The 25,719-nt window shown below is 51.7% G+C and carries 24 protein-coding genes; 14 read left to right on the top strand and 10 right to left on the bottom strand.

Going from position 1 to position 25,719, the window contains the following annotated elements; genetic code table 11:
• Positions 1-3: 3 nt before the first annotated feature.
• Positions 4-852: a tetratricopeptide repeat protein gene (locus G3M78_06770; protein ID QPJ65106.1), complete on the bottom strand. Its 849-nt coding sequence runs from the start codon at positions 850-852 to the stop codon at positions 4-6.
• A gap of 86 nt (positions 853-938) precedes the next feature.
• Positions 939-1,493 (bottom strand): hypothetical protein, encoded by a 555-nt coding sequence (locus G3M78_06775; GenBank protein ID QPJ65107.1) that lies wholly within the window; start codon positions 1,491-1,493, stop codon positions 939-941.
• Positions 1,494-1,992: 499 nt separating this feature from the next.
• Here G3M78_06775 and G3M78_06780 point away from each other — a divergent pair, with 499 nt between their 5' ends.
• The 10 genes from G3M78_06780 (at position 1,993) to G3M78_06825 (ending at position 11,358) form a co-directional block, all read left to right on the top strand.
• Positions 1,993-2,814, top strand: coding sequence for a tetratricopeptide repeat protein (locus G3M78_06780; GenBank protein ID QPJ65108.1), 822 nt, complete (start codon positions 1,993-1,995; stop codon positions 2,812-2,814).
• An 8-nt stretch (positions 2,815-2,822) separates the two neighbouring features.
• Positions 2,823-3,749, top strand: coding sequence for a helix-turn-helix domain-containing protein (locus G3M78_06785; GenBank protein QPJ65109.1), 927 nt, complete (start codon positions 2,823-2,825; stop codon positions 3,747-3,749).
• Positions 3,750-3,752: 3 nt separating this feature from the next.
• On the top strand, positions 3,753-4,826 hold the full coding sequence (locus G3M78_06790; protein QPJ65110.1) for a type IV pilus twitching motility protein PilT: 1,074 nt from the start codon (positions 3,753-3,755) through the stop codon (positions 4,824-4,826).
• A gap of 9 nt (positions 4,827-4,835) precedes the next feature.
• Positions 4,836-5,999, top strand: a complete 1,164-nt coding sequence (locus G3M78_06795) for a PilT/PilU family type 4a pilus ATPase (GenBank protein ID QPJ65111.1) — start codon at positions 4,836-4,838, stop codon at positions 5,997-5,999.
• A 59-nt stretch (positions 6,000-6,058) separates the two neighbouring features.
• Positions 6,059-6,709: a hypothetical protein gene (locus G3M78_06800; GenBank protein QPJ65112.1), complete on the top strand. Its 651-nt coding sequence runs from the start codon at positions 6,059-6,061 to the stop codon at positions 6,707-6,709.
• 85 nt (positions 6,710-6,794) lie between these two features.
• A complete protein-coding gene (locus tag G3M78_06805) occupies positions 6,795-7,217 on the top strand; it encodes a cyclic nucleotide-binding domain-containing protein (GenBank protein QPJ65113.1) in 423 nt (140 codons plus the stop codon).
• Between the two features lie 14 nt (positions 7,218-7,231).
• On the top strand, positions 7,232-8,428 hold the full coding sequence (locus G3M78_06810; GenBank protein ID QPJ65114.1) for a type II secretion system F family protein: 1,197 nt from the start codon (positions 7,232-7,234) through the stop codon (positions 8,426-8,428).
• 35 nt (positions 8,429-8,463) lie between these two features.
• Positions 8,464-10,215, top strand: a complete 1,752-nt coding sequence (locus G3M78_06815; protein ID QPJ65115.1) for a PAS domain S-box protein — start codon at positions 8,464-8,466, stop codon at positions 10,213-10,215.
• Positions 10,216-10,285: 70 nt separating this feature from the next.
• Positions 10,286-10,519 (top strand): CDGSH iron-sulfur domain-containing protein, encoded by a 234-nt coding sequence (locus G3M78_06820; protein ID QPJ66792.1) that lies wholly within the window; start codon positions 10,286-10,288, stop codon positions 10,517-10,519.
• 8 nt (positions 10,520-10,527) lie between these two features.
• Positions 10,528-11,358, top strand: a complete 831-nt coding sequence (locus G3M78_06825) for a formylglycine-generating enzyme family protein (GenBank protein ID QPJ65116.1) — start codon at positions 10,528-10,530, stop codon at positions 11,356-11,358.
• A 21-nt stretch (positions 11,359-11,379) separates the two neighbouring features.
• Here G3M78_06825 and G3M78_06830 read toward each other — a convergent pair whose 3' ends face one another.
• The 7 genes from G3M78_06830 to G3M78_06860 all read right to left on the bottom strand — a co-directional run bounded on the left by G3M78_06830 (position 11,380) and on the right by G3M78_06860 (position 21,284).
• Positions 11,380-12,288: a DUF115 domain-containing protein gene (locus G3M78_06830; GenBank protein ID QPJ65117.1), complete on the bottom strand. Its 909-nt coding sequence runs from the start codon at positions 12,286-12,288 to the stop codon at positions 11,380-11,382.
• Between the two features lie 135 nt (positions 12,289-12,423).
• Positions 12,424-13,692 (bottom strand): flagellar hook protein FlgE, encoded by a 1,269-nt coding sequence (locus tag G3M78_06835; GenBank protein ID QPJ65118.1) that lies wholly within the window; start codon positions 13,690-13,692, stop codon positions 12,424-12,426.
• 22 nt (positions 13,693-13,714) lie between these two features.
• Positions 13,715-14,380 carry a flagellar hook assembly protein FlgD gene (locus tag G3M78_06840; GenBank protein ID QPJ65119.1) on the bottom strand — a complete coding sequence of 222 codons (666 nt, stop codon included), beginning with the start codon at positions 14,378-14,380 and terminating at the stop codon, positions 13,715-13,717.
• A 35-nt stretch (positions 14,381-14,415) separates the two neighbouring features.
• On the bottom strand, positions 14,416-15,969 hold the full coding sequence (locus G3M78_06845; protein QPJ65120.1) for a hypothetical protein: 1,554 nt from the start codon (positions 15,967-15,969) through the stop codon (positions 14,416-14,418).
• 180 nt (positions 15,970-16,149) lie between these two features.
• Positions 16,150-18,870, bottom strand: coding sequence for an AAA family ATPase (locus G3M78_06850; protein QPJ65121.1), 2,721 nt, complete (start codon positions 18,868-18,870; stop codon positions 16,150-16,152).
• 5 nt (positions 18,871-18,875) lie between these two features.
• Positions 18,876-20,132 (bottom strand): DNA repair exonuclease, encoded by a 1,257-nt coding sequence (locus tag G3M78_06855; GenBank protein QPJ65122.1) that lies wholly within the window; start codon positions 20,130-20,132, stop codon positions 18,876-18,878.
• Between the two features lie 33 nt (positions 20,133-20,165).
• On the bottom strand, positions 20,166-21,284 hold the full coding sequence (locus tag G3M78_06860; GenBank protein QPJ65123.1) for a hypothetical protein: 1,119 nt from the start codon (positions 21,282-21,284) through the stop codon (positions 20,166-20,168).
• Positions 21,285-21,480: 196 nt separating this feature from the next.
• On the opposite strand from G3M78_06860, the gene G3M78_06865 reads away from it, so the two are divergent.
• The 4 genes from G3M78_06865 to G3M78_06880 all read left to right on the top strand — a co-directional run bounded on the left by G3M78_06865 (position 21,481) and on the right by G3M78_06880 (position 25,082).
• Positions 21,481-22,179, top strand: a complete 699-nt coding sequence (locus G3M78_06865) for a hypothetical protein (protein ID QPJ65124.1) — start codon at positions 21,481-21,483, stop codon at positions 22,177-22,179.
• 5 nt (positions 22,180-22,184) lie between these two features.
• Positions 22,185-23,030 (top strand): DUF350 domain-containing protein, encoded by an 846-nt coding sequence (locus tag G3M78_06870; protein QPJ65125.1) that lies wholly within the window; start codon positions 22,185-22,187, stop codon positions 23,028-23,030.
• 23 nt (positions 23,031-23,053) lie between these two features.
• Positions 23,054-24,625, top strand: a complete 1,572-nt coding sequence (locus G3M78_06875) for a polyamine aminopropyltransferase (protein QPJ65126.1) — start codon at positions 23,054-23,056, stop codon at positions 24,623-24,625.
• 154 nt (positions 24,626-24,779) lie between these two features.
• Complete coding sequence (locus G3M78_06880) at positions 24,780-25,082, top strand: hypothetical protein (protein ID QPJ65127.1); 303 nt, start codon at positions 24,780-24,782, stop codon at positions 25,080-25,082.
• A gap of 74 nt (positions 25,083-25,156) precedes the next feature.
• Here G3M78_06880 and G3M78_06885 read toward each other — a convergent pair whose 3' ends face one another.
• Positions 25,157-25,714 (bottom strand): DUF4178 domain-containing protein, encoded by a 558-nt coding sequence (locus G3M78_06885; protein QPJ65128.1) that lies wholly within the window; start codon positions 25,712-25,714, stop codon positions 25,157-25,159.
• Positions 25,715-25,719 lie beyond the last annotated feature (5 nt).

Here is a 25,719-nt window from a genome sequence, read left to right on the forward strand (position 1 = left end):
TATTCAGGACGACTCCAGTGACTTTAAGAACTCTTTGTATTTGGCGTTTTCAGGATTCGCCTCCAGAGCTTTGGCGATCACTGTTTTGGCGGAAGCGATGTCGTTGTTCGCTTTGAGTACAGTGGCGATTTGATAATACGATTCGATGTTGCCCGGATTGATTGCCAGCGATTGGTTGAATGCTTCAATCGCTTCCAGCGCTTTGTTTTGATCTTTGTACACCAGCCCCAGATTGTAAAAAGCCATCATTCCATTGGCGTTCAGGGACAGGGAAGTTTTTAACAAGTCCTCAGCTTTCGCAAACTCCCCTTTTTGCCGATAAGCGTCCGCCAGGTTGTCGATGAGCAGGGTGTTCTGCGGCGATTGATCGATGGCTTTCTGATAGTGAGCGATGGCCTCGTCGAGCTTACCTTGTACCTTGAGTAAATTTCCCAAATTGTTCAGCGCTTTGGAATCGTCGTCGTTGTCGTGAAGGGCGACGGCTTTTTCCCATTGAGCTTGTGCAAGCTCGGCTTCCTTCTGAGTATAATGAACCATCCCCAGGTTGATATAGGCTTGAACTTCATTCGGGTCCAGTTCGATCGATTTTTTAAAAAAATCTCCGGCGGCTTTTAACTCGCCCATTGCAAAATGAATCAAACCTTTTTTGCGGTGATATTTGGCGTTGGTAGGATCAAAGCGGATCGCCAGTTCGAGTTCCTCTAATGAATTTTTAAATAACGAATGTTGGGCAAACTCGATTCCAAGGCGGTAATGTTCCTGCGCCTGTTTGGGATCGCTTTGAACTTTGGCCTGGCCGCAGGCTTGCAAGCCTGTGAGAATAGCCAATGCAAATAGCAATGCAAGTTTCATAAAAGATTTTTTGAGGTATGGATAAAAAAAGAGGCCGGCTGTGTAGCCGGCCTCTCTCTGAAACTTAAACCATTCGCAAGGTCAACTTACGGTTGAGACGTTTGCAGACCTCGTGTTGAATCGTGCAGGTCGCCGATAAACTCCATGGCAAAACCATTGTTACCACCAGTTTCCTGGAGAACGATGGCGCCCCAGAATGACAACTGAGTGGGCGAACGATTGCCGTTGCCGTTGTTGGCTGAGGTAATTGTGCCAGGCGCAGTCGCGATCGGCGTAAAAGTGATCGAGCCTGCTCCAGCGGCGGCATTAATGATCTGGTTCGCAGAAACGGCGGAAATGCTATGACCGGTCTGGAACACGAAAATACGAGTGGTGTTACCAGCGGAAACAGTGAAGCTCGTTGTGCCGTAGGTCGTGCCCGTCAGAGACTTTGCAGTGGCGAGAACGCCAATGTTGGAAGCCATGTTGGACAAAGACGGATGGGACACCGCGATAAAAGTGTAGTTGGTGGTTCCCGATGTCTGGAAATAAGGCGTGACGATATTGTGGTCTTCCGCCGCGTAAGCCTGAGAAGCGCTTAAGCCGAAAAGAGCAATCATCGCCAGGAGGAGACTTCCTCGGGATGCAAGCTTGGTTAACATTGAATTTTCTCCTAATCTATATATCAAGTGAATTGATTTCGAAATTTATGGAACGTACTTAAAACTTAAATACGCGGTTCAGCAAAGTTTGATTTTCCGATCCCACCCCCTTCCGATAAATTAGTTATAAAAACGATATCTATAATAAATATTTTTTATTTTAAAGTCAATTACTCATATAATGAAAATATGTGTAAAAATAAGATTAAGATTATGAAATTCAATGAGTTGCATTTGTCGGCGCGGCGCCCGTTCGAAAAGTGCAGAGGAAAAAACCCTAAAATTTCAATGGTTTTAATTCTGACATCGATTGTTGACGCTTAAAGACGATAATAGCTCTCACGTTACTTGACGGATTAAAAGCGCGTAAACTTTAATTCTTTTTTATGTTCTGTATAACGATTTGAAATAAAAGGTATTTTTCATTTATTGAGAATTTTACTGCAGTTTGCTATATTTTCTAGTCAACGGATTCCAAAGAGCAGGAGAGCCTTCGCCAATGTTTGGTATGTTGAAAGAAAACACAGTGAATCAATTGAAATTATTAGCGCTGGCTGGTTGTCTGGGGCTGTGGGGTTGCGCTTCTATGGATACTCCGAACACTTCGTCCGCCCAGATTCCTAAGGAAGAAGCCAGCTTTGAAGATAAGAGCAAGGCGCGGGACAAGTTCAAGGACGGTTTGCAATTCCTTTCACTCAATATGCTCAAGGAAGCCATAGGTAGCATCCAGGATGCGGCCCGGCTAGATCCTCACAATAGCGCGTACCCACTCTATATAGGAGCGATCCATTATTCGGAGGGAAATCTGGACGCCGCAGAGAGCGTATTTCTGGAAGTGTTGGAGATGGATTCGGACAATAAAGACGCTTACAGAAAACTAGGGCGCCTCTATTTGGAGCAAGGTCGCTGGTCGCAGGCGGCGCATTATCTTGAAGAAGACCTGAAGAGACCTGGAACGCCAATGCCGCACACGGTCTATAATTGGCTGGCCTTGTCCTATTACAATCTCAAACGCTTTGACGAGGCGGAGAGACAATGGCTCCTGGCTCTGGACATCGCCGAAAACGCCGATATACGCTACAATCTGGGACTGGCGTTCAAGTTCAACGAAAAATTTGATAAGGCGCTGGAGTCGTTTGAATTGGCGGCGCGTATGAAGCCTGAGTTCGCGCCTGCTCATTTTGAATCGGCCTTGCTGTATTTGAAGAAACAGAATTTTACTCAGGCGCGCAGGCATTTCGAGTCCGTGGTGCGATTGGAGGCCACTGGCGAACGCTCCGATATGTCTCGTGAATATTTAAACTTGATCTCCTCTCAATGACGGAAACGATGAACGAAGATTTTGGTTCTTATTTAAAAAAAGAGAGGGAGTTGCGCGGAGTGCCCTTAGAGGAGATTGCCGGCGCGACGAAAGTGCATATTCAATTTCTTCGTGCGATTGAAGACAATAAATTGGATCAGTTGCCGGGAGAGGTTTTCATCAAGGGCTATATTCGCTCTTACGCCAAAGCGATCGGTTCTGATGTGGACGAAGTGTTGAACGTCTATGATGAAGCGATTGGAAAACTCCGCAAGAAAAAAATTAACGATCTGGAAATCGAGCAGGCGAATATCAACGCAAAATCCGGCAATTCGGTTTTCAAAGGACTCCTGATGCTGGTCGGAGTGGCGGCGTTCGTCGGAGGAGTTTATTTCCTGATTTCAAATTTACCCAAAAGCGCCAAACCTGAAAAGGCGACAATCAAGACGACGCCTGCCGCGCCGTCAATTGTCGAACCCGCGACTGAAGTTTCAGAGCCTGCTCCAGCTCCTGTAATGGATACGGCGATTGCGACTTCGGATGAGAACGCTGGCAATCCCGTTTCGAACGATGCTCTTGAAACTCCTTCAACGCCTGCGGCGATAGAGCCTGCGCCGCAAACGCCTGCCGCGCTTGCTCCTGAAGACGCACCCGAATCTTCCGAAATTTCAGAAGCGTTGAAAGAAAATCAAAAAAATGAAGTTAAACGGTATAAACTGACCATCGTCGCTGAGGAGAATTCGTGGTTTAAATTATTGATCGACGGCGAGCGCGACGAGGATTTTATACTCCCGGCGGGGACGCGTAAAGAGTATCAAGGCGACAAGAATTTTATAATCACGATCGGCAATAAGAACGGCGTTCAATTGACCTTGAATGGAGAGCCTTTGCAAATGCCTCCCAGCGAGGACAATGTCATTCGTGATTTCAATATCAACCCGAATAACGAAGGGTGACCCGTGGCAAAAATTGATGCGTTTTTTAAATTAATGAACGATCAAGGGGCCTCCGATCTTCACCTGGTTGCTGGTTCCCAACCTGTTCTCCGCGTACACGGTGATATGGAGCGGGTTAAATTCAAAGTTCTGGAGAACGATGAACTGAAGGCCATGCTTTATGAAATCGCTCCCGAAAACAAGATCAAGGTTTTTGAAGAAACGGGAGATGTGGATTTCGCTTATGAGATTCCCAATCTGGCGCGTTACCGCGCCAATTTTTTTCAGCAGAAATGGGGCGTGGGCGCCGTCTTCCGCGAAATTCCCAGCACGATTCTGACTTCGGAGCAGTTGGGTCTCCCTTCCGTCATCACCAAGCTCTCCATGTTGCATAAGGGAATGGTTCTGGTGACGGGGCCGACGGGTAGCGGTAAATCCACAACGCTTGCGGCGATGATGGATTATGTGAACCGCAATAAGAAAAGTCATATCATCACCGTTGAGGACCCGGTCGAGTTTGTTCATAAGAACCAGGGTTGCGTGGTCAACCATCGCGAGGTGGGCGTCCACACCAAGAGTTTCAAAGCCGCGCTCAAGGGAGCCTTGCGCGAAGATCCCGACATCATTCTGGTCGGCGAAATGCGCGATCTGGAAACCATCGAATTGGCGCTGGAAGCCGCTTCCACAGGACATCTTGTTTTTGGAACCCTGCACACGCAGAGCGCGGCCAAGACTGTGGATCGTGTGATCGACGTTTTTCCCGCCCATCAACAAGCGCAGATTCGCACCACCCTGTCCGAGTCCCTGAAAGGGGTTGTTGCGCAGAATTTGTTCAAGCGCATCGACAAGAAGGGGCGCATGGCGGTGCTGGAAGTTCTGGTGGTGACTCCCGCCGTATCCAACCTGATTCGCGAAGGCAAAACCTTCCAGATTCCGTCGGCCATTCAAACAGGTAAAAAGTTTGGCATGCAGTCTCTCGACGACGCGATTCTCATCGCATTGGAAGAGGGTAAAATTTCCGCCGAAGACGCTTACGACAAATCCATTGTTAAAGAACGGTTCGTTCAATTTTTGAAGAAACCGCCGGAATTTATTTAAAGAGGGATTATGAAAAAAGCTGAAATCGATCATGTACTGACCACCATGCTGGAGGCCTTCGGCAATATTTCCGACCTCAACGTCACCGTCGGCAAACCCTTTCAGGTGGAGTCGTCCGGTCAGTTAACGGGAGTGCCCATTGATCCGGAGATGCCCAAGATCACCCCGTTTCAGGCTGAGATTTTCGCATTGAACCTGATCAATTCCGACCGCAGGCTCACGGAAATACTGATTCGTGAAGGCTCCTGCGACTGTTCTTATTTCCTTGTCGGTAAGGCGCGATTCCGCGTCAATATTTTTTCCCAGCGCGGCAATTATTCCATCGTTCTGCGAAAGCTCGAGACTCGCATTCCCTCCATCGAAGAATTGAAGTTGCCACCGCAGTTCGCCAAGGCGGCGGAAGAAAAAAACGGCCTCATCCTTGTGACCGGCGCGACGGGAAGCGGTAAGTCGACGACGCTGGCGGCGCTCCTCAATAAAATGAACGAGGAGAAGTCGGTGCATATCATCACCCTTGAGGACCCGGTGGAATTTGTGCATCCTCATAAGAAAGCGACATTCAACCAGCGCGAACTGGGAAGCGACTACGACGCCTTCTCCAGCGGTCTGCGCGCGGCTCTGCGCCAGGCTCCCAAAGTGATTCTGGTGGGCGAAATGCGCGACCGCGAAACGGTGGAGATCGGTCTGAGCGCGGCGGAAACGGGGCATCTGGTGATGAGCACCCTGCACACCGTAGACGCGGGACAAACCATCAACCGCATCGTCGGTATGTTTGCGCAGGAAGAAGAACAGCAGATTCGACTGCGACTCGCGGACACCGTTCGCTACATCATCTGCCAACGGCTCTTGCCGAAGGTGGGCGGAGGGCGCGTGGCTCTGCTGGAAATCATGACCTCCAACATGCGCGTTAAAGACGCGATTGTGAATGGCGAGGACGAGGGCAAGTCTTATTACGACATCATCACCAACGGCGACGCCTACGGCATGTGGACTTTCGACCAGCATATTTTGAAATTGTTGGGCGAAGGCAAAATCACCGAAGAGACGGCCCTGGCCTATGCGTCGAGAAAAGCCATCGTGGGTCGCGGCATCGACCAGATCAAGGCGTCGCGCGGCGAGAAGACGACAGATATTGAAGGCTTGGGAATGGACGACGAATACGGCGACAAGTAAACCGCGGAACGCGATGTTGGCGGCGTCCGCAGTGTCCAATCAATTTTAAAGGCGACGATATGCAGATCACATGTAACGAATGTCAAAAAAATATAAACATTCCTGATGAAAAATTGCCCAAGGGGCAGGCGTTCAATATCACCTGTCCGGGATGCAAGGCGAAAGTCCGCGTGGATCAGCATTTGAAGGCGAAGGCAGAACCGGCGGAAGAGCCGGTCAGCGCGGCAAAAATGGCGGTGCTCGACGATTTCGCAGATGAAGAGGAACTGGTCATCTACGATGAGGGCGATGAGCTGGCTCTGATAATGGACGATAAGAACAAAGACGTCTGGACCCAGACCCTGCAGGAGAAAGATTACAAGCTCCAGTATGCCAAGTCGCCGGAACAGGGCGTGTACAAGATGAAGTTTACAAAATTTCATCTGGTTGCCCTGCATGAGAAATTTGGCGGCGTCTCTCTCGATGAGAGCGCTATCTATCAAAGCATCATTGAGCTACCCATGGAGTTGAGGAGGAATATTTTCGTGGCGCTGGTGGGGAAAGATTTCAAAACCCTGAGCGATATGCAGGCTTATCAGTACAGCGTCAATGTAGTGGTCAATGAAAAAGATCTGGGGAAGCTGGGCGACATTCTTAAAAAGTCCATTGGCGAATTTGAAATGATGTACAAAGTTTACAAGGAAACGCTCAAGTCGCTTGGTAAAGTTTGAAGCCGAGCTCTGAATCTGACTAACACTGGCGAAACGGATCCATTACACCGAAACCAGTTTCTTTCAAGGATAGCGAGATCAACTCATGAATATGAAAGACACTCCCATACACCAGCGTTTTGCAAAGGGAGACGTTATTGTTTCCGAGGGTATTAAAAGCAACAACGCCTACGTTGTCATATCGGGCAAGGTTCACGTGACCAAGCGCGTGGATAAAAAAACCATCGTCATCGGCACTCTGGGCGAAGGGGAGGTTTTTGGCGAGATGGGTTTGATTTCTGAAAAGGTTCGTAGCGCGAACGTTGTGGCGATGGGGGACGTTGTCGTCGGCGTGATCGATAAGGACAAATTCGACGAGCATTTGAAAAACCTTCCAGAAGATTTTTCCGCCGTTATCACGGCGCTTGTGGAGCGCTTGCGCATGACCACCGACATGCTGGCGCGTATAGGGATCGAATTGAACAACACCCAGCAAAAGTTGAATTCTTTCACGCTTCACGATAACTGAGACCGCGAGCGCCGATGGCCACCTACCTCTACAAAACCAAGGTTCGGGGAAAAGTTCAGTCGGGTTCGATTGAAGCTGAAACCGAAAAGGAGGCTTCGGCAAAACTCAAACAGCAGAAAATTCGCCCCACCTCTCTCAAGAAGAAATCTGAAAGCGATTTTTTTGGTCCTGCCAAACAGGCGATCACAGGACGCGATATTGTTCTGTTCACCCGGCAGTTCAGCACCATGGTGGACGCCGGACTTCCGATAGTTCAATGTCTGGACATTCTGGGCAACGGCGCCGAAAACAAAACCCTGGGCGACATCATCATCCAGATCAAAGGCGGTATTGAAGCCGGTAACAATTTGTCCGATTCAATGCGCAAGCATCCCAAAGTTTTCGACGACCTGTTCACCAACCTGATTGAAGCCGGCGAGGTGGGCGGTATCCTCGACGTTATCCTGCGCCGTCTTTCCGAGTACATTGAAAAATCTGAATCGCTGAAGAAGAAAGTGAAAAGCGCTCTGGTGTACCCTTCCATGATCGTGACGGTTGCGGTCGGCGTTGTTTCCTTTCTCATGATCTTTGTTATCCCGGCGTTTGCGGAAATGTTTGGCCAGGGCGGGCAGGAGTTGCCCGGGCCGACGCAGATCGTTATGGATGTCAGCGATCTGTTTCGGACGAAATGGTATTACATGCTGGCCACGGTAGGCATCATCGTGTTCAGCATCAAGCAGATATACGCCACCAAAAACGGTCGCATCGCCATTGATCGGCTGTTGCTGAAATTGCCGGTGGTGGGTAATCTGGTGCAGAAAGTTTCCGTCGCAAAATTCACGCGAACTCTGGGAACCCTGATCGCCAGCGGCGTGCCTTTGATTGAAGGACTGGACATTTGCGCGCGGACTTCCGGTAATAAAGTGGTCGAGATCGCCGTGTTCAATACGATCGAAGCGATCAAGGAAGGCGAAAGCATCGCCACGCCGCTTTCCAGAGAGGCGGTTTTCCCTCTCATGGTGATCCAGATGATCGACGTTGGCGAAAATGCAGGTTCGCTGGACAAGATGCTCTCTAAAATCGCCGATTTTTATGATGAGGAAGTGGATACCGCCGTTGAAGCGCTGACCTCTCTTCTGGAACCGATGCTCATGGTGTTTCTGGGCGTGATCGTTGGTTTCATTGTTGTCGCCATGTATCTGCCGATTTTCAAAATGGGTGAAGGCATCTAGCTCCTGCGACTCTCCGGCTAAAGAAGGATCGCGCCATGCAGGAAATAAAAGCAGATTTCGATCGTGAACTCTTCCTGAGAATCAGAACCATCATGATTCTCAGGGTGGTTATGTTGACGGGTTTTGTCGGTCTGGCGCTCACCCTGCAACAACGAGGCGGTTTCATCGGGCCGGTTGTCCCGCTCAGCGTGGTTCTGGGCGCCGCGTATTTCCTGACCCTCGTCTACGTTCTTTTCTACAAATACTGTCGGCGCCTCTACTGGGTCGCTTCGGTGCAGTCAGTGGGCGATTTGCTGATCGTCAGCGGATTGCTCTACGCTACCGGCGGCATCGACAGTCCGCTCTCCTTTCTTTATTTATTTGTCATCATAGCGACCAGCGCCTTGCTACCGCGCGCCGCATCCTTCCTGGTCGCTTCCGGCGCCAGCATCATTTACGGATTGCTGGTGGATTTGCAGTATTTTGACCTGATCGAACCGGTGTCCCTGTTCGCCGAGGCGCACGTCAGTTTTGAAAGCGGATTTGGTTTTTACATCATAGCCCTCAATATCGCCTCCTTTTACGCCGTCGCCTATCTCGCGAGTATTTTGTCGCATCGCCTGCGCCTGATTAAAGAAGAGCTGGCTCTGAAAGACATCGATCTGCAGGAGCTTCAGGAGTTCAATCAGAAAATCATTCAAAACATGGGCAATGGTTTGCTGGCCACCGATCAGGAAGGGCGCGTCACCTCTATCAATCGGGCGGGAGAGGAGACGCTGGGTTGCCGCAGTGTCGATGTTATGGCAATGCACTGTTATGAAGTGTTGCCCTTACCCGGGCTGGAAGATTTGATCCGAAGTTCTAGATCAGTATCTTTCCCCCTGGAGTTGCTCGGAAAATTCATGCGCCGCGACGGTCAGGAAATTTTTGTGCGCGCCAAAGTCAGTCGTCTGGAAGAACACGAAGACCCGGAATCCGGCAAGGGTTTTATCGTGGTGTTCGAAGATCAGACGGCCATGTCGGAAATGCAGGAAAAGATTTCACAGGCAGAACAGATGGCGGCGGTGGGGCGCATGTCGGCGGGTCTTGCGCATGAAATACGAAATCCTCTGGCGTCGCTCAGCGGATCGATCCAGGTTTTGAATGAAGGTTTGAAGCTCGATGCGGTCTATCAGAAATTGATGGGAATTGTCATTACGGAGACGGAACGCTTGAATTCCATTGTCTCGGATTTTTTGAATTATTCCCAGCCGCCTAAAAATAGAAAATCCAGAATCAATATCAACACGCTGGTTCAGGATGTTATCATCCTGATGAAAAACAGCGTTGATTACAGACCAGCGATTCAAATCACATGGGATCGGTTGGAGTCGGGCTCTTTTGTGATGGCCGACGGATTGCAGATTCGGCAGATACTCTGGAACTTGTGCATCAATGCGCTTCACGCCATGAAGGACGAAGGCGAGTTGAGAATTTCCCTGCAATGGACAAAGAATTTTAAAGTGTATAAGCAATCGACGATAAAAGAGGGATTGTTGTTGTCCATCAAAGATACTGGATGCGGAATCCCAAAAGAACAACTCAAGTCGATCTACGATCCATTTTATACCACCAAGGATGATGGCGTCGGCCTGGGATTAGCCACGGTATATCAGATCGTTCAGCAGGCTGGAGGGACGATCGAGGTTGAAAGCGAGCCGGGCGAGGGGACGCTTTTCAGGGTTTTCCTGCCAATGTCCCGCGCGGCGAATAAAGCCGGGGGCGATAAAAACGTCCAAAGCCTTGCCTCGACGAGCGAAACGCATTAGATTAGAACTGTATTGAGATGGAATTGATATTGCGGTTCCTGGCGTCCGCAAAATTCAGGAGAACCGGCTCATGGCGGAAAATTTAGGCCCGGAAGAAATCACGGGGGAAGATGAAATTCTTATCTGCACCTGTATGCAGTCTCAGCACTGGCCCTATTGCGACGCCTCGCATCATACGTTGGGCGGCGGAGAACCTGAATTGGTTCAACTCGACAAAAACAAAAGCTATCTGATCTGCCGATGTTTCAAAACCAAAAACCGACCCTTCTGCGACGGTTCCCACCTTCCGAAGAAAAAAGTCTGATCTCTTAAATGAATCGCCGCCTTCCCCGAATTTTTCAAGTACTCAGCCTTGTTTTTCTATTCGCGGCGTGCGCTACGACCCGTGTCGATAAAGACGATTCCATGGTATTGATACCCGAAGGCGAGTTTGCGATGGGTTTCGTTATCGACAACGAACGCGCCTGGGGCGACGAAGACGAACAACCCGTGCATTCCGTTTATGTGAGTTCCTTTTATATAGACCGCTACGAAACGACGGCGGCAGAGTTCGCCAGTTTCCTGAACGACAATCTGGGCGAGGCAGAACGCTTTATTGAAATGGGAAAGTCCGTGACCGTCGAAAAAAAAGGAGATGTCTTTCAAGCGCGTTCCGGTTTGGAGCGACACCCGGTCAATCGCGTGTCCTGGTATGGCGCGGACGCCTATTGCCGCTGGAAAGGCAAGCGCTTGCCGACGGAAGCGGAGTGGGAAAAGGCCGCGCGCGGAACCGATCAACGCATCTTCCCCTGGGGCAATGAGTTTCCCACAGACGAGCGGGTGACTTTCAGACGAAAATTTTCAAAACGGGGATTTGCCGTCATGGAGCCTGTGGACGGCATGGAGAAAGGTCGTTCGCCTTACGGGATTCATCAGATGGCGGGCAATGTGTGGGAGTGGGTCGCCGATTGGTACGATGCCGAATATTACGATATCTCTCCGACAAAAGACCCAAAAGGCCCGGCAACAGGAAGCTCTCGCGTTCTGCGCGGCGGCAACTGGTACTACAAGCCTTATTATATGAGAACGACCTACCGATTCAACGAAGAGCCGGACAAGTTCAAAGTCTGGCAGGGCGTGCGTTGCGCCCGCGATACGGACTGACCTTCCTTCAAACGCACCTTTTTATTTGAGCGCTTTTTTTAGCGTCCAGGCCACGTTGATTGTTTTGCGACAGTATTGATTCAGCGCCTCGCGCAGAGGCATCACCGTGCAGTGTTCCATCAGAATTCCCGATTCACTACAGTTCAGAATGCGCGTCGGCTGTTTGCGATTCCAGTTAGAAAACGCCCAGTAGAACCATTCTTTTGATACCGACATGCATTTGAGCGTCGGACGGGTCCGCCCAAAAAGGTCGGTTTCGTTCACGATATTATCTTTTTGTCGGTGAAGCGTTTCGGTGAAATCGTTGTCCTCCATCTCGCTGTTACGCGAATGCGTTTTGGGAGTGGTCCAGGACAAATCCTGCCCGACAAAAATGATGGGGTTTGATCCGCTTTGAAACGCCAGATCGTAAGCGACGGACAAGACCGTGCCGCCCGGAGTGAGAACGCCGATATTCGGAATCAGTCGTTGAATCTCCGTCAACACGGGGATATCCGGCGCGTGCTTGTTGTAAAAAACGACCGATCCTTCCCAGCAATCCAGAGCGCGCGGGTGAACGATGGAAGGCGCGACGAGAAGCATATTGCGCGAGGGCGTTCCCTTGAAAAACTTTGAAATCTCTTCCTGCGGATCGAGGCAAACGACGACCGAAGGTTTCACGCCGCGCCGTAACAGAGGTTTCAGAGCCGCATCGCTGGATATGATGAGGGCTTTGTCTGCGGAGCGTTGCAACAAAGCGATATTTTTATCAAGCGAAGGGCCTGCGCCAACGACGATGCTGGGCGTCCCTTTGAAGCGGTCGCGCAATGCGGCGACGCCCTGGTTCCTTAAAATTGCGTTTTTATTGGAATTGAAATTACGCTTCCAGAGTTCGCTGAAACGTAAGGAGGTGGCTTGCTTGACTTCGTGAATGTGACGATCGCGAATCATGGATCGTAATGTAGCAGAAGCGTTGAGGCCAAGCCAACTGCAAAATGACGGCAGGATGGAAGCGGGGAAAAGAGAAAAAAGCGGTCCGGGCCTGAGAACAGTCCGGACCGCCTTTAGCTTGGGAGAACAGCGTCCTTATCGGACGAGGTTGACGGTTTCAGTCAGCAGATCATCAGTGGTGGAGATGATCCTTGCGCTCGCCTGGAACGCTTGCTGGGTCTGAATCATCGTTACAAATTCAGCCGCAAGATCGACGTTGGAAAGTTCAAGCGTGTTGCCGATCACCGAGCCGATGCCGCCCGTTTGAGCGAGACCGAGCGTGGGTTGCCCCGATTCCGCCGATTCAGAAAACAGATTGCTTCCGCGTCGGGTCAGTCCCGAGGGCGCAAGAAAGTCTGCAAGCGTGACGGCGAACAGGTTTTCCGTTTGACCGTTGTTGAACAGACCGCTGATGACGCCGGCGTTATCCACCGACAAACCGGTCAGGGTGCCTGTTGTGAACCCGTTTTGCACCAGGGAATTGTTATTCGACGCCGCGGCGTAACCGGTCAGCTTGCCATTGGAGGCGGTTCCCGTTGCAATGTCCCAGGTCACGTTCAAGTCCTGCGCCGTGGGATTGGTTGAAGCGAAACTGATCACAATGGGAATATCAGCGAGAGAAGCCAAAGCCGTCCCGTTGACAGAGACTGAAGACAGGGCGCCGGAAGTGTCAAAGGTGACAGACCCCGAAGTCGCCGAAGCTCCGTTGAGAGTCGACACCGTGCCCTGATTGGATGAAATTGAAAAGCCCCAGGTATTCGCAGGCGATGCGGACTTGACCCAGCTGTAGGAGAGAATGACCGTGTCGCCCACCGAGTTGAACAGCGTGATCGGCGTGGTGAAGGTCGTTCCCGCCGAAGCGGAGGTGTCCAGATTGGCGCCCAGGGTGAACTGGGTCGACGCTTGCGGAGCCGATTGCACGCCTGCAAGGTCAATGTCTTCGACCGTCGCCGAGGTGACGCCGTTGGTGATGCGTTGCCCCTGCAATATTTCGCCGGTGATCGCTTGCACCAGTCCGTCGTCGTTCAGTCGGAACTGACCCGCGCGCGTGTAAAAGTTCCCCGTTCCATCGCTGGTGACAAAGAAGCCGCTCCCGTCGATGGCGAGATCGAGCGCATTGGACGAAGTTTCAAAGGAACCTTGTCCGAACGCCTGAATGACGCCCTGCAATTGCGAACCTCGACCCAGCTGACTGGTGACTGAGCCATTGGTAAGAATGGTGCTGAAGATATCGCTGAAAACGGCTTTACTGCTTTTAAAACCGACGGTGTTGACGTTGGATATATTGTCGCCGATGATGTTCATCGCCTTTGAATTACCCAGCAGTCCCGTAACCCCTGTAAATAATGAACTGACTAATGACATGCGGTGTCTCCTCTTTATCTAATTAGTTTTCGCTGACTTTTGTGATTTCATCGACCAGGAGCTTTTCGCCGTTAACCACGGCGAAGGACTGCTTGCCCTCAAAAATAACGTCGGTGACTTTTCCGGAAGTGAACAATTCGGCGGAAACAAAATTGCCTCCCAGGTCTTCAGCGGAAATGTTAAAGGTGTAGGTCCCGTTGGGAAGCGGTTGTCCTTCGCTGTCTGTTCCATCCCAGCCGACGCTTTGGAGACCCGCGTTTTGATTATTCAGAGTGATAGAGTCTACTTTCAGGCCCGTGTGATCGAAGATATCGATCTTGACCGTATCGGCGCTGGAGCCGAGGCTGTAGCTCAGGTTTTCAGGCGCGCCCGCGGTATGATCAAACGAATTGCCCGGCGCGTTGACGCTCTTGCCAATCAGATTGAACAGGGATGAGTTGTACAAGGCGACGTTGAAATCCTGAATTTCTTCGAGGTTCTTGTTGACGTTGGACATCTGCTCCAGCGAACTGAACTGGGCGAGTTGAGCCGTGAACTCCTGACCTTCCAGCGGATTCAGTGGATCCTGAGCGGAAAGCTGAGCGATCAGCAATTGTAGAAAATCTGTTTTTCCCATTTCCTTGCTCTCTGCGCCGGTGAGTTGCGACGCCGAGTTGTTTGCCGGAATTGGATTCAGTCCTGCGATCATTGTTATGTCCTCCCAAAAGGATCAAAGGTTGTTCTTCAAGCCACCACGCTTAAAGAACGAGTGTTTGCATCAAAAACGTTGTTGATACCCGGATTCGGTTGATAGAACGTTTCCGACTTTACGGGTTGTTGCTCCATGAAATCGCTGAACGCCTGCTCAGGAACTTCCTGCTTGGCGGGAGTTTCCTGATGGAATGAATTTCCCGGATCGCCGCCGACAAGCACGTTGATCTCGTCGATATTCAATCCCTGGGCGCTCATGGATTCTTTCAGCTGTGCGAGATTATTTTCGATCGCCTGCTTCACCGCGTGATTCTCAGCGACGATGGTCGTTCTCACCGAATCGCCCACTGTGGAAATGCTCATGCGGACGGAACCCATCGACGGCGGATCGAGGCGAATTTTCACCTCGTTCTGATTTCCCGTCGTCCGTATGGAAAATTTTTCGATGATCTGATTGACGATTTTGGTTTCTCCAGCGCCGCGACCGGCGAAGGATTCAGGCAATACGGGTTTGGCCGCTTCCTGTGTTTTGGAGCTAGAATCGGCAGAAGTCGGCGCGCCTGGAGCTTGAACTTCCAATGTGGCCTTCATGCCATCGGGTCCTTTCATTGCCGCCAGAGTGTCCGTGGTTTGACGAGGCGCTACCGGTGCGCCGCCCTGAATTTTGACATCAATCTGAGCTTCGCCTTCCTGTCGCTTTTGACCGGCGGCTTTATCGCCCGTGTCCGGGGTCACAATACGCGGCCCTTTGGTTTCTTTTGGCGCGTCAGCATTTTTCAAAGCAGATTCTCCGCTCTTGGGGTCTTCTACTTTGTGCGATTTCAATCCCAGTTGCGTGAAGAAATCCGGCTTGTCTTCGGTCTCTGCATTCTCCAGCAGGTTGTCTTTATTTTGTGAGGCTAGTTTAGCTTTTTCAGCGTTTGCTTGTGATGCGGCGATATGAGCGTCTTGTCGGGCCTGCATTTTATTGATCAGGTCTTTCGCCTGTTCCTTGCTGACCCCGGACTGCGCCAGCAGGTCGATGGCCTGATTGCGCTGTCTTTGCATTTCTTCGGTCATCTCTGTCGGGTCGGTCAGGTTCGTTTCGCTATCCGAAACAGCGCTCTGCATTTGTTGCGGGTTGTTGTTCAGAAAGGATTGCAGGAACGCGGTCGCTTCTCCGGCATCGCCGGATTGAAGAATGCGAAGCAAGGCGTCGATTTGTTCCTTGGAGGCGCCCATGGCTTCGAGGTCTTCGATCAGCGCCTGGGTTTCTTCCTTGGACAGTTTCGCCTGCTTGTCTACCTGTTGAGAACCGTCGGTCGCAGCGCTTTGTTTGTTTTGTTGAGCGGCCTCGTTTCCTTTGACCGAATCGCGCGCCTGCTTGTTGTCCTGATTCAGACGTTTCGTTTCAGCCGCGTCGGATCGAAGGTTTTTGTCTTCTTTCGTTGAGGAAGCGTTCGATTCTTTTGATGGATTGGATTTGATAGCGTCGTCGAGAAAATCTTTGAAGTTGTCATCGCTTTCATAAGCTTTGTCTTTAGGAGCGGTTGGCTCGACCGGAGCTTTTGGAGTGAAAACGGCCAGAATGCTGGTTGGATTAGACAAGATAATTTCCCAATGTTAGTTTGTAAAAAAATGACTTGCCCTGTTTAAAGCAAAGGGTGTGCCAAACAAAAACTAAAGTGGGAGCCCCTTTAAACCAAAGGGTTTATGGGATTCGCGCTGGCGGGAGAGGGTGAAATTTATAGGGAAAGTTTTTCCTGCAGAGGGGAAATTATATCCCTTTCATTCCGCTTCAGGTTGGAGCGAAATGAAGTGGGCGTCGACTTGCTTGAAGGCTTCCAGCGACCAGCGGTGGCAGGTCATGATGATGACCTGGCGGGTCTCGGCAAAGCGTTTGAACTCCTGAATGACCTGCTGGGCGCGGTCGTCGTCGAAGTTGACGAACACGTCGTCCATGATGACGGGAAGCGGCTCGGAGCGGCTTTCGTATTCTTCGATCAGACCGAGACGCATGGAAAGATACAATTGCTCGCGCGTGCCGCGGCTCATTTCCATGAATCGTTTTCTGCGTCCGTCGGGGTCTTCGATCAACAGGTCGTCTTCGTCTATGGGTTTGATGATGTGAGAATAGCGTCCCTGGGTGATTTTGGAGAAAAGGTTTGCGGATGATTTGATGACGCCCGGTTGCCGCGTTTCCTCATAAGTTCTTTTAGCTTTTTGCAGAATGTGTCGCGACAAGGTCAGAGTCGCCCAGCGTCGGGAGGCTTCATTGAGTTGCTGTTTTTTCTGCTCGCAAAGATTCTGCGCTTCGGCGAGGTCGTCGTTGGATGCGATTTGATCGCTTTCTTTTTTATTCTCGCCGATCATTTCCATGATCTGGTCCTTGCGCCCTTGCAACTCTCTCAAGCGTTCGTCGACGTTTTGTTTTTCGGATTCCGTGTCCGCCGGGGTGGAAGACATCGCCGAGGCGATGAAGGCGTCAAAGGATTTGCCGAGACCCGCTTGCGCTTCGATCAATCGTTTGTTCTGTTCGATGGTCTGTTTGAGTTCAAGCCCATGATTGACAGCTTCCTGGCGTAGTTGAAAATCCTCTTCATTGCCGGCCCCGGTGTTGGCGATGAACTGAGTCATTTTCTGGTTCACTTCGTCGGCCTTCAGCGTCAAGCCTTCGATGCGTTTTTCCTGATCGAAGGCTCGCGTTTCCAGCAGGGTCTTCTTTGCGTGAGTTTTTTTCGTGTCTTCAAAGAGAGCGGAGATCAGTTCGATGGTCGCAGACACGTCGCTGTTGCTGGAAAGGTTCGGCGCGATCTGCGCGATTCTTTGCGACAGCTGTCTGGCTTCGTCCAGCGTCGCCTTCATGCTTTGAATGCGCTGATCGTGCCGGGTTCGGTCGGCGATCATACGACGAATCTCATCGACGTTTTCGCCGATTTTCTCGGTGTTCAGCGGCGGCAGTCTGGGGTCGAGTCCCTTGTCGGTCAGCCATTTCGCCCAGGCGTCGCGTTTTTCATCCAGAAGTTGCTGATCGCTTTGGAGCTGGTTTTGCAGATTTTTCTCCAGTAAATCCTCTTTCTGGAAGTCGCCGTGCTGGTTGCGCGTTTTGATGTGAAGGATCACTCCCATCGCCAGCATCACCAGCGAAAAGGCGATCAGGAGGTAGTTCAGCAACCAGGCGCCGAGCAGGGCGCAGATCAGCCCAATGCCGCCGAGTCCCTTGGAAAAATACGACAGCCAGATGGGAATCTCGTTGCCCTGAGACAGTTCGGAGGCCTTGCGCTCCTTGTGCAGTTCGAGCTTCCCTTTGGATTGATTGACCGCCTGGCGCAAGGTATCGAGGTCCTGATAGAATTCGTGGGCCTGGCTGATTTCCGCTTCGCTGATTTCGAAACTGGCGATCCGTTCTTCGTTCCAAGAGGGGTCGATTTTTGAAATTTTGAACTGAATTTTTTCGTGCAGATTGTCGCGGTCGTTTTCAACGACGGGCAAGTCCTGCAGAGCGGAGCGAACTTTTTCGGTGGATTGTTGAAGGTAGTGTATGTCGCTCTCGCATTCCAGTAATTCGGGTTGATAGCGGACCGCTTCCAAATCCCTCTGTATAGATGCGAGCACGGCGCGTTCTTCCTGCAGGCGTTTTTGGATCGCGTCTCGTTCCCGTTGCAACTGGCTCAGCGTCTGGAGTCCATTTTCAGGAAAAAAAGGATACTGCGGAGTTTCCTTCAACTCATTCTCCGCCGCGAGCATTGCGGCGATGGCCGGATAAAGATCCCGGCGCATTTCCAGGTGCCGCGCCGACCGTTCCAATTGTTCAATATTTTTTCCGATGCTTTCGCGCTGGCTTTCAAGATCGCGAATCGTTTCCTTCAGCTGATCAAATTTCTCGACGCCTTGCTGGATGGCGCGTATCTCCCGCTCGCATTCCTTGATCTCGTTGTGCAAGGCGTTCAGCGCCTGGGTGGAGCCCCTGGGGCGAAACAGGGAGAGAGACTGGTCGTTGATCCATTTTTCGACATCGCCCAAAGAAACGGAACCCAGGCCCAGACCGGCGCCATAGATTCGGTTTTTGATTTCGTCGCCGTGCAGGGAATTGACGCTTTGCAATTCATCGAGGGTGAAGGCGTAGATGTTCTGGTAAATTTCTTTCCCGGACAAGTTGAGCAGTTTGTTCAAGCTGTCCTGGCCGCTCAGCGATTGCGTCGGCGTTTCAACGATAACATCGCCTACTTGAGTTCCCTGTTGAACGCGCTTGATTTCGATGGACGAGCCGTCCTTCAACTGACAGCTCAGCGAACCGCCGCACAGGCCGCCGTTGCGCGGCTGGTAGAAATTAATTTTCTTTTCATTGCGTTTGGGAAAGCCAAATAAAGTGCGGCGGATGAATTCCAATAGCGAGGTTTTACCAATCTCGTTTGGACCGTAGACGACGTTGATGCCGGGACGAAAATCCACAAGACGCTTGTCGTTGAATATGCCGAAGCCGTCAATTTTGATTTCGCGAATTTGCATAAGGGTCAGTCTTGGGGAATGAGTTGGTTGAGCGTCAGGTCGCGGGCCTGCAAGAGCAGTTCCCGCAATTCGTCTTCTGATATTTCATCCAGAGAATTTCTGCCCGGCCAGTCTTCGAACAAGGGTTTCAGCAGGGCCATGAGTTCTTCCCGATCCGGTTCCGACAAGGTTTGATCGTATAAAGCCAGAACGTCGGAAATGAAGCTGGAACCGTTGCGATAGGTTTCGATATCGTAGACCCCGGCGGTTTCAATCTGGATGTCGACCCAGATCGGAGGGCTTTGAGAATCCAGAAAGGACTGAATCTCGCCTTGCAGATCTTCGCGGCCCTGGGGCTTTCTCAAGTCGCCGTCGATTTCGGCGCGCCCGACAAGGTGGAGTCGAATCACGCTTTCGCGTCCTTCGGATTGCAGGGCGAGGTCCATACAGCGCCGTTGAGCCTGTTGCACTGCGTCGTTGAGGGTGGTCGCTCCGCTCAGGTCGAGCGTGTCTTCCATGAAGCGGATGGCGTCGATAGGAACAAATGCGATCTGCGGCGAACTGTGTCGCGTCAGGTTGACGATACAACAACCTCTGGGACCGGCTTCGCGAAATTGACGGGCCTGCACGTTGCCGGGATAAACCACGGCGGGATGTTCCTGGCGTAAAATTTTGTGAGCGTGAACGTGTCCGAGCGCCCAGTAGTCGAAAGGTTTGGAGACGAGGTCCTGCAAGGTGCAGGGCGCATAATTTTCATGTTGGGAATCGGCTCCGACGTTGGCGTGCAGTACGGCGATGGAAATGACCTCGGCGTTCTTCACGTTGAACTGGAGCGACAGGTTGTCGCGGATGTCGCGCCGCGGAAAACTGACGCCGTGAACATGCGCAAGTTCCCTGCCGTTGCGAATGACCGGCATGCACTGCGGTTCGCGTCCTGAAAAGATGTGAACGTTTGCGGGTCTTTCGAGCGAGGCGGACCAGCTGTCGAGCGGGTCGTGGTTGCCGTGCGCGACAAAAGTCGGAATCCCGGCGTCGGACAGTTGTTGCAGACCGCGATGAAATTTGAATTGCGCTTGCAGGCTTTTGTCGGCGCTGTCATAGATGTCGCCGGCGATGACCACGGCGTCGACTTCCTCGCTGATGGCGAGGGCGACGATATTTTGAAAGGCCTGATAGCCCGCCTCGCGGAGTCGTCGCGCCAGTTCAGGGCGCACCCGGGCCAGACCCTTGAAGGGGCTGTCAATATGCAGGTCGGAGCAATGCAGGAAGCGGAAAGAACTCATGCGCTGGATTCCCGGCGAGGACTCTCGCCGATTTCAGGATTCATGGCTTTGAATCTGTTGAATCAGTTTACCGCTGTTTTCGTACCATGGAAAACGGCGTTTGGCCAAATACACCAGCCGATCTCCACTCTCTAAATTTAAACTATTTAAAGGATTTAATAAAAGGTTTTCTTCATTCTCGCGTTTGAGTCCCATGACCTCGACCGGGTAATTCATCTGGATCGCCGCGATTTTGAGTTGTCCGAATGTGATCGTTTGAGTCGCGTTCCAGGCGCTGACGGGCGTCCGGCTGATGTAAATCTGGTTGCCGTTGCTGTTCGACGACAACTGGCTGTAGACTTCAAACACTCCGGGGTCTTCCAGTTCCTGAACCATGAGCCCCATCTGCAGATTGACCGCGCTGACGCCGCCGTCGATGTTGAAGTCTTTCAGGTTGCGCAGGGTTTCGGCGCGTCCGCAGGCCATCACCGTCACCACCTGCGGCCAGCGTTTTTCGATGAGTCCGGCGGTCAGCGCGTTGGTGTCGTCCATCATCGGATTGGACGGAGAGGACATGAGCAGACAGCCTCTGGAGGTTTTGACGTTCGCGCGTTCGAGGGTTTCCAGCATCGAAGGCAGTCCGTTGATATAGCCGTCGATCTTGTTGGCGATGAAATCCGGGAGTTCCTTGTCGCCTCCTGGCAATGCGGCGGTGATGAGGACGCGAGGTGTTTCTCTGAAATCGGGACTCAAATCCAGCTCTTTTAACAGATCGCGAATTTCCTCGTAGGAAGGAACGTTGATGATGGTCAGATGGCCGGAACCCTTGTAGCTTCCTTCACCTTTCATTTTGCGTGTTCTCCTTTGGATGGCTTTTTCAAGAATCATTCCGGTGAGGACGCCGAAGCACCCGATGCCGATCATCGACGCGACGACGGTGACAATGCGGCCTTCGAGGGTCTTTGCCGAAAAGTCGCCGTAGCCGATCGTTGTTAAGGTGACGTAGGCGGTCCACAGACCATCGCTGAAACTGACCCCTTCCTCATACTGGGAAAAAATGATCGCAAAGATGAGGAGGATGAGAAGGAGGACGACGGAAAGAACCACAAGGTTTCGCGCATCGGGACGACGCATCACCTGAACGAGGCGTCGGAATATGGGTAGTTGAATCATCGCTCTCCGGTGGTCGGCGTTGCATGACTGCTGGCTGTCATTATAGCGGCTAAGCGTGTAAAATGAAATCAGACCTTGCCGATTATTTGTGATTGCAGTTTGCCGTTGATTGGCGGGATGCCTTTGTTGACAGAGCGATGGAACTTGTTTAGGCTGGTGTCTGTTTTGATCTTTTTATGAGTCATTGAACTGAGATATGAAAATTCGAAGTTTGTTTTTAATGGTTATTGCGATTCTGTGTCTGACGACTCTGGGCGGCTGTTCGGGAAGTTCCGACCCGGTGGTGAATTTGCAGGAGAAGCTGGCGGATAAGCCGGAGTACGCGATCATTCTTAATGATATGCGCGCTGAGGGCAATTTTGTGCCGAGCTATTATCATCAGTACCGCGTCGACGTCGGCGAAAAGAAAGACGAACTGCCGTTTCAGGAAGTGGACGAAGAGGTCTATAAAAAGTATGAGCCCTATCTGGGCATGGTGATCGCCTCTAAAGGCGCCGACGGCGCTGTGAGCAACACTCCTTTTCCCAACGGCTATCAACACGTGGGCAACCCACAGTATGGGCAATGGCGCACCGATTCGAGCGGCGGTAGTTTCTGGGAGTTTTACGGCAAGTACATGTTGCTGTCTCAGGTGATGGACTGGGCGGGCTATGGACTGAGCCGAAGGAATTACGATCAGTACGCTTCGACCCGGCAATCAGGCAAACCTTATTTCGGTTCCCAGCGCCAGTTTGGCACCGCGGGAAGCGTCACCCAGAAGAAGAAACCGGAATTTTACAAGCGTCGCTCCATGCGCAAGGCGTCGTCGGAGAAACGTTTTCAGGATAAGGTCAATCGCAGGATCGGCCGCAGTAAAAACACCTTCCGAAGCCGCGGCTTCAGCTTCGGGAAATAAGAGCTATGGATCTCGATCATTTACTGACATCTCTGGTTTATCTGAGCGCCTGCATGGCGGTGTTCATCCTCGGTCATGCTTCTTTTTTGCTCCTGCGCAGGGACTACAATATTCAGTATGAACTGGTGGAGCAGGATAATCCCGCGCTGGCCCTGACCATCAGCGGATTTTATCTCGGCCTGGTGGTCGCCGTCGGCGGGGTTGTGACGGGGCCTTCCCTGGGACTGGGAGAGGATCTGATTGATTTTTGCATCTACGGTCCGCTGGCGATTCTGCTTCTGCATGTTTCTGCATGGGTCAACGATACTTTTATTCTCACCCGCTTTAAAATCCGCGAGGAAATTCTGGAGGACCAGAATTGCGGCACCGGCGCGGTGGAGTTTGCGGTGTATGTGGCTTCGGGCATGAATATTTACGGCGCGGTGTACGGTATCGGCGGTTCCATTTTCACGACGCTGGGTTTTTGGGCTTTGGGTCAGATGACCCTGGTGGGCTTCGGTTTGTTTTATCCGCGCATGGTGGGTTACGACGTTCACGATCAAATCGAAAAGGATAATGTGGCGGTCGGCGTGGCGTTTGCCGGCGCTATTATCGCCGTGGGCAATCTTCTGCGCGCGGCTTCGGCGGAGGATTTCCATTCCTGGGGCGAAAACACTGCTCTGTTCGCCGGTTACGTTGTCGTGGGCCTGTTACTTCTCCCTGCCGCTCGCAAGCTGACGGATCGCGTCTTGCTTCCCGGTCAGGATTTGTCCGAAGAACTGGTCGGTCAGGAGCGGCCGAATCTTGGCGCGGCTTTCCTCGAAGCGGGATCGTACATTGGTTCTTCCTTTCTTGTGACCTCGTGTCTGTAGTCTGAGCGTCTTCGCTCGCCGTTATGCAGAATCCTCAATTACCCGGCGGTTTGTCTCCCTCCCGACTTTCATTTTTTCTCAAGCTCTGCATGTTCGCCACCGGCGCGGCGGCGATGGCTACGGAATACACGCTGGCGACGCTTGCCAGTTACCTGCAGGGCAACGCCATCTTGCAATGGACGGTGGTGATCTCCCTGATGCTGTTTGCGATGGGCGTGGGAAGCCGATTCAGCCGTTCGCTGGAAGACCGACTGCTTGACGTGTATGCGGCGACGGAGCTGGCGCTTTCTCTGCTGTGCGCGGTCTCGGCCCTGTTTTGTTTCTGGGCGTCTTCCTTCATTCAACCGTCGGGCTGGGCGGTGTACCTCATGGCCTTCGGTATTGGTTTTCTGATCGGTCTTGAAATCCCGCTGGTGGCGCGCATCAACGACCGCTTTGAATCCTTGCGGATGAATATCTCCTCGGTGATGGAATACGATTATTACGGCGCCCTGGTGGGCGGCGCCTTGTTCGCCTTTGTGTTTTTACCGGTACTGGGTTTGACCTACACGCCGATGATTCTGGGCGCGGCGAACTGGCTGGCGGCAGGGCTGATCCTGTTCCCTTTCGCGGATTTATTGAAACGTTCCGCTTTATTGAAAGGCTGTTTTGTCCTGTCGGGACTATTGATTGCGCTGGCGGCGGCCTTTGCGAAGCCGATCATTTTGTACGGCGAACAGCACAAGTACAAAGATAAAATTGTTTACGAGGAACAGACGCAGTACCAGAAGATCATCGTGACGCAATGGAAGGACGACTTCTGGTTGTTCCTCAACGGCGGCGTGCAGTTCAGCACTTTCGATGAGGAGCGTTACCACGAGCCCTTGGTTCACCCGGCGCTGGCCCTGCTGAAAGAGCGGGACCATATTTTATTGCTGGGCGGCGGCGACGGTCTGGCGGCGCGCGAAATTCTGAAGTATGCGGATGTGAAAACCCTGACGCTGGTCGATCTCGACCCGGCGATGACGAAGCTTGCGAGCGATAATCCTATCTTCACCCGCGTCAACAAGGATGCGCTGAAAGACCCGCGAGTGACGGTGGTCAACGAAGACGCCTATCAGTTCATTCAGAACACCCAACGAATGTATAACGCGATCATCGTCGATCTGCCCGATCCGAAAACGGTTTCGCTCTCTTTATTATATACCCAGGGTTTTTACACAGTGGCGAAGCGGCAACTGGCGCCCTTTGGCGTTTTGATAACGCAAAGCTCCAGTCCCTTGTACTCGCGCGAGGCCTTCCTGTGCATCAAAAAGACGATGGAGGCGGCGGGTTTTTCAGTGGTCCCTTATCAGAATTCCATCCCGACGATGGGGCGCTGGGGATGGAACCTCGGAGTTTCTTCCGGCTGGCTGGATGCCGGTGCGCTGAAGACGCGATTGAACGAGCAGAATTTCAATACGGCTCCCACGCGATTCCTGAATCGCGATGCCATGATTTCCATGACGCATTTTGGCAAGGGCGTGTTCGACGATGAGGCCGACATTGAGGTCAACACGCGTTTCAATCATGTGCTGATGAAGTACTACCGCCGTGGAGACTGGGAAGTGTATTGATTTTTTTCGTCCACCCTTCCGGAAAAAAATTAAAAATTTTTAAGAAACTTGCCATCCTTAATTTTCGTTTTATATATTTCAGGAACTAACGAAGTGGACGCTTGGACGATCCGCTTTATTCAATTTAAAATCATTATCTAAAGGGAGGTTTGTCATGAGAAAACTGATGTCATTGTTGATCGCGATTTCCTTTTTCTTAATGAGCGTGGGAAGCGCGCTGGCTTCGGAGCCAATCAATGAGCCGTGGGATCGTCACGCAGTCTGGACGAAGAATTATGATCAACAGGACATTCGCGATGGTACCGACTGGAGTCCGGGCGCTATGGACGAAGCCCGGGGAGAATCTTCATCGGGAGATTCGGAGTCCATGGAAATGAAATCAGGGGATTCAGGTTTTGATTTCGTTCAGGAAACCAAGTTCTATGATTTTAGCAAAGACCAGAATGATTCAGCCTGACCTCGATTGTTCGAGTGGAAATCGTCAACGGCCTCTCCAACTGGAGAGGCCGTTTTTCTTTGCGAAGATTATTGTTAGAAAGGTTCGCCGGGGAGGATATTGGAGAACTGGTATTCTTCGACGGAAAAACCGAGAGTGAGATCGAATTTGCTTTCGCCCCATTGTTCGATGGTGAGAAATTTCTGCTCCGTCTCGTCCTCGTAGTCCCATGAGACAAAATGCATCGGTTCTTTGGAATCGCCGCGAAAAAACTCGCCGATATCGTCTTCCTCGAAATGGAACTGCGTACCCTTCAAGGTTACGGTTTCAGGCGGGTCTTCATGTTCTTGAATATGAGCGGCGATATCGCCTTCGAGTTCTGAGATGGAAAATTTCTGGCACAGCGACCACTCGACATAACCGTCTTCTTCAATGCGTTCCAGATAGAATACCTGGTCGCCGAGCTTCAACTCCCATTCGTCGGTGACTCCGCCTTCCTCCCATTTGTAGCAGTTCCTGGCGGCCACCTGGTAGGTGTTCATGTCGTAGTCCACGAGATAGCCGGGGCGTAGCTTGGAAAGGACGAGGTCCTCCAGTTGAGGCGCTTCCTGTTTTTTATCGTCTTTATTTTTTTTGAAAAAACCGAATACCATGAACG

Source organism: Candidatus Nitrohelix vancouverensis, assembly GCA_015698305.1.
Lineage (GTDB): Bacteria > Nitrospinota > Nitrospinia > Nitrospinales > VA-1 > Nitrohelix > Nitrohelix vancouverensis.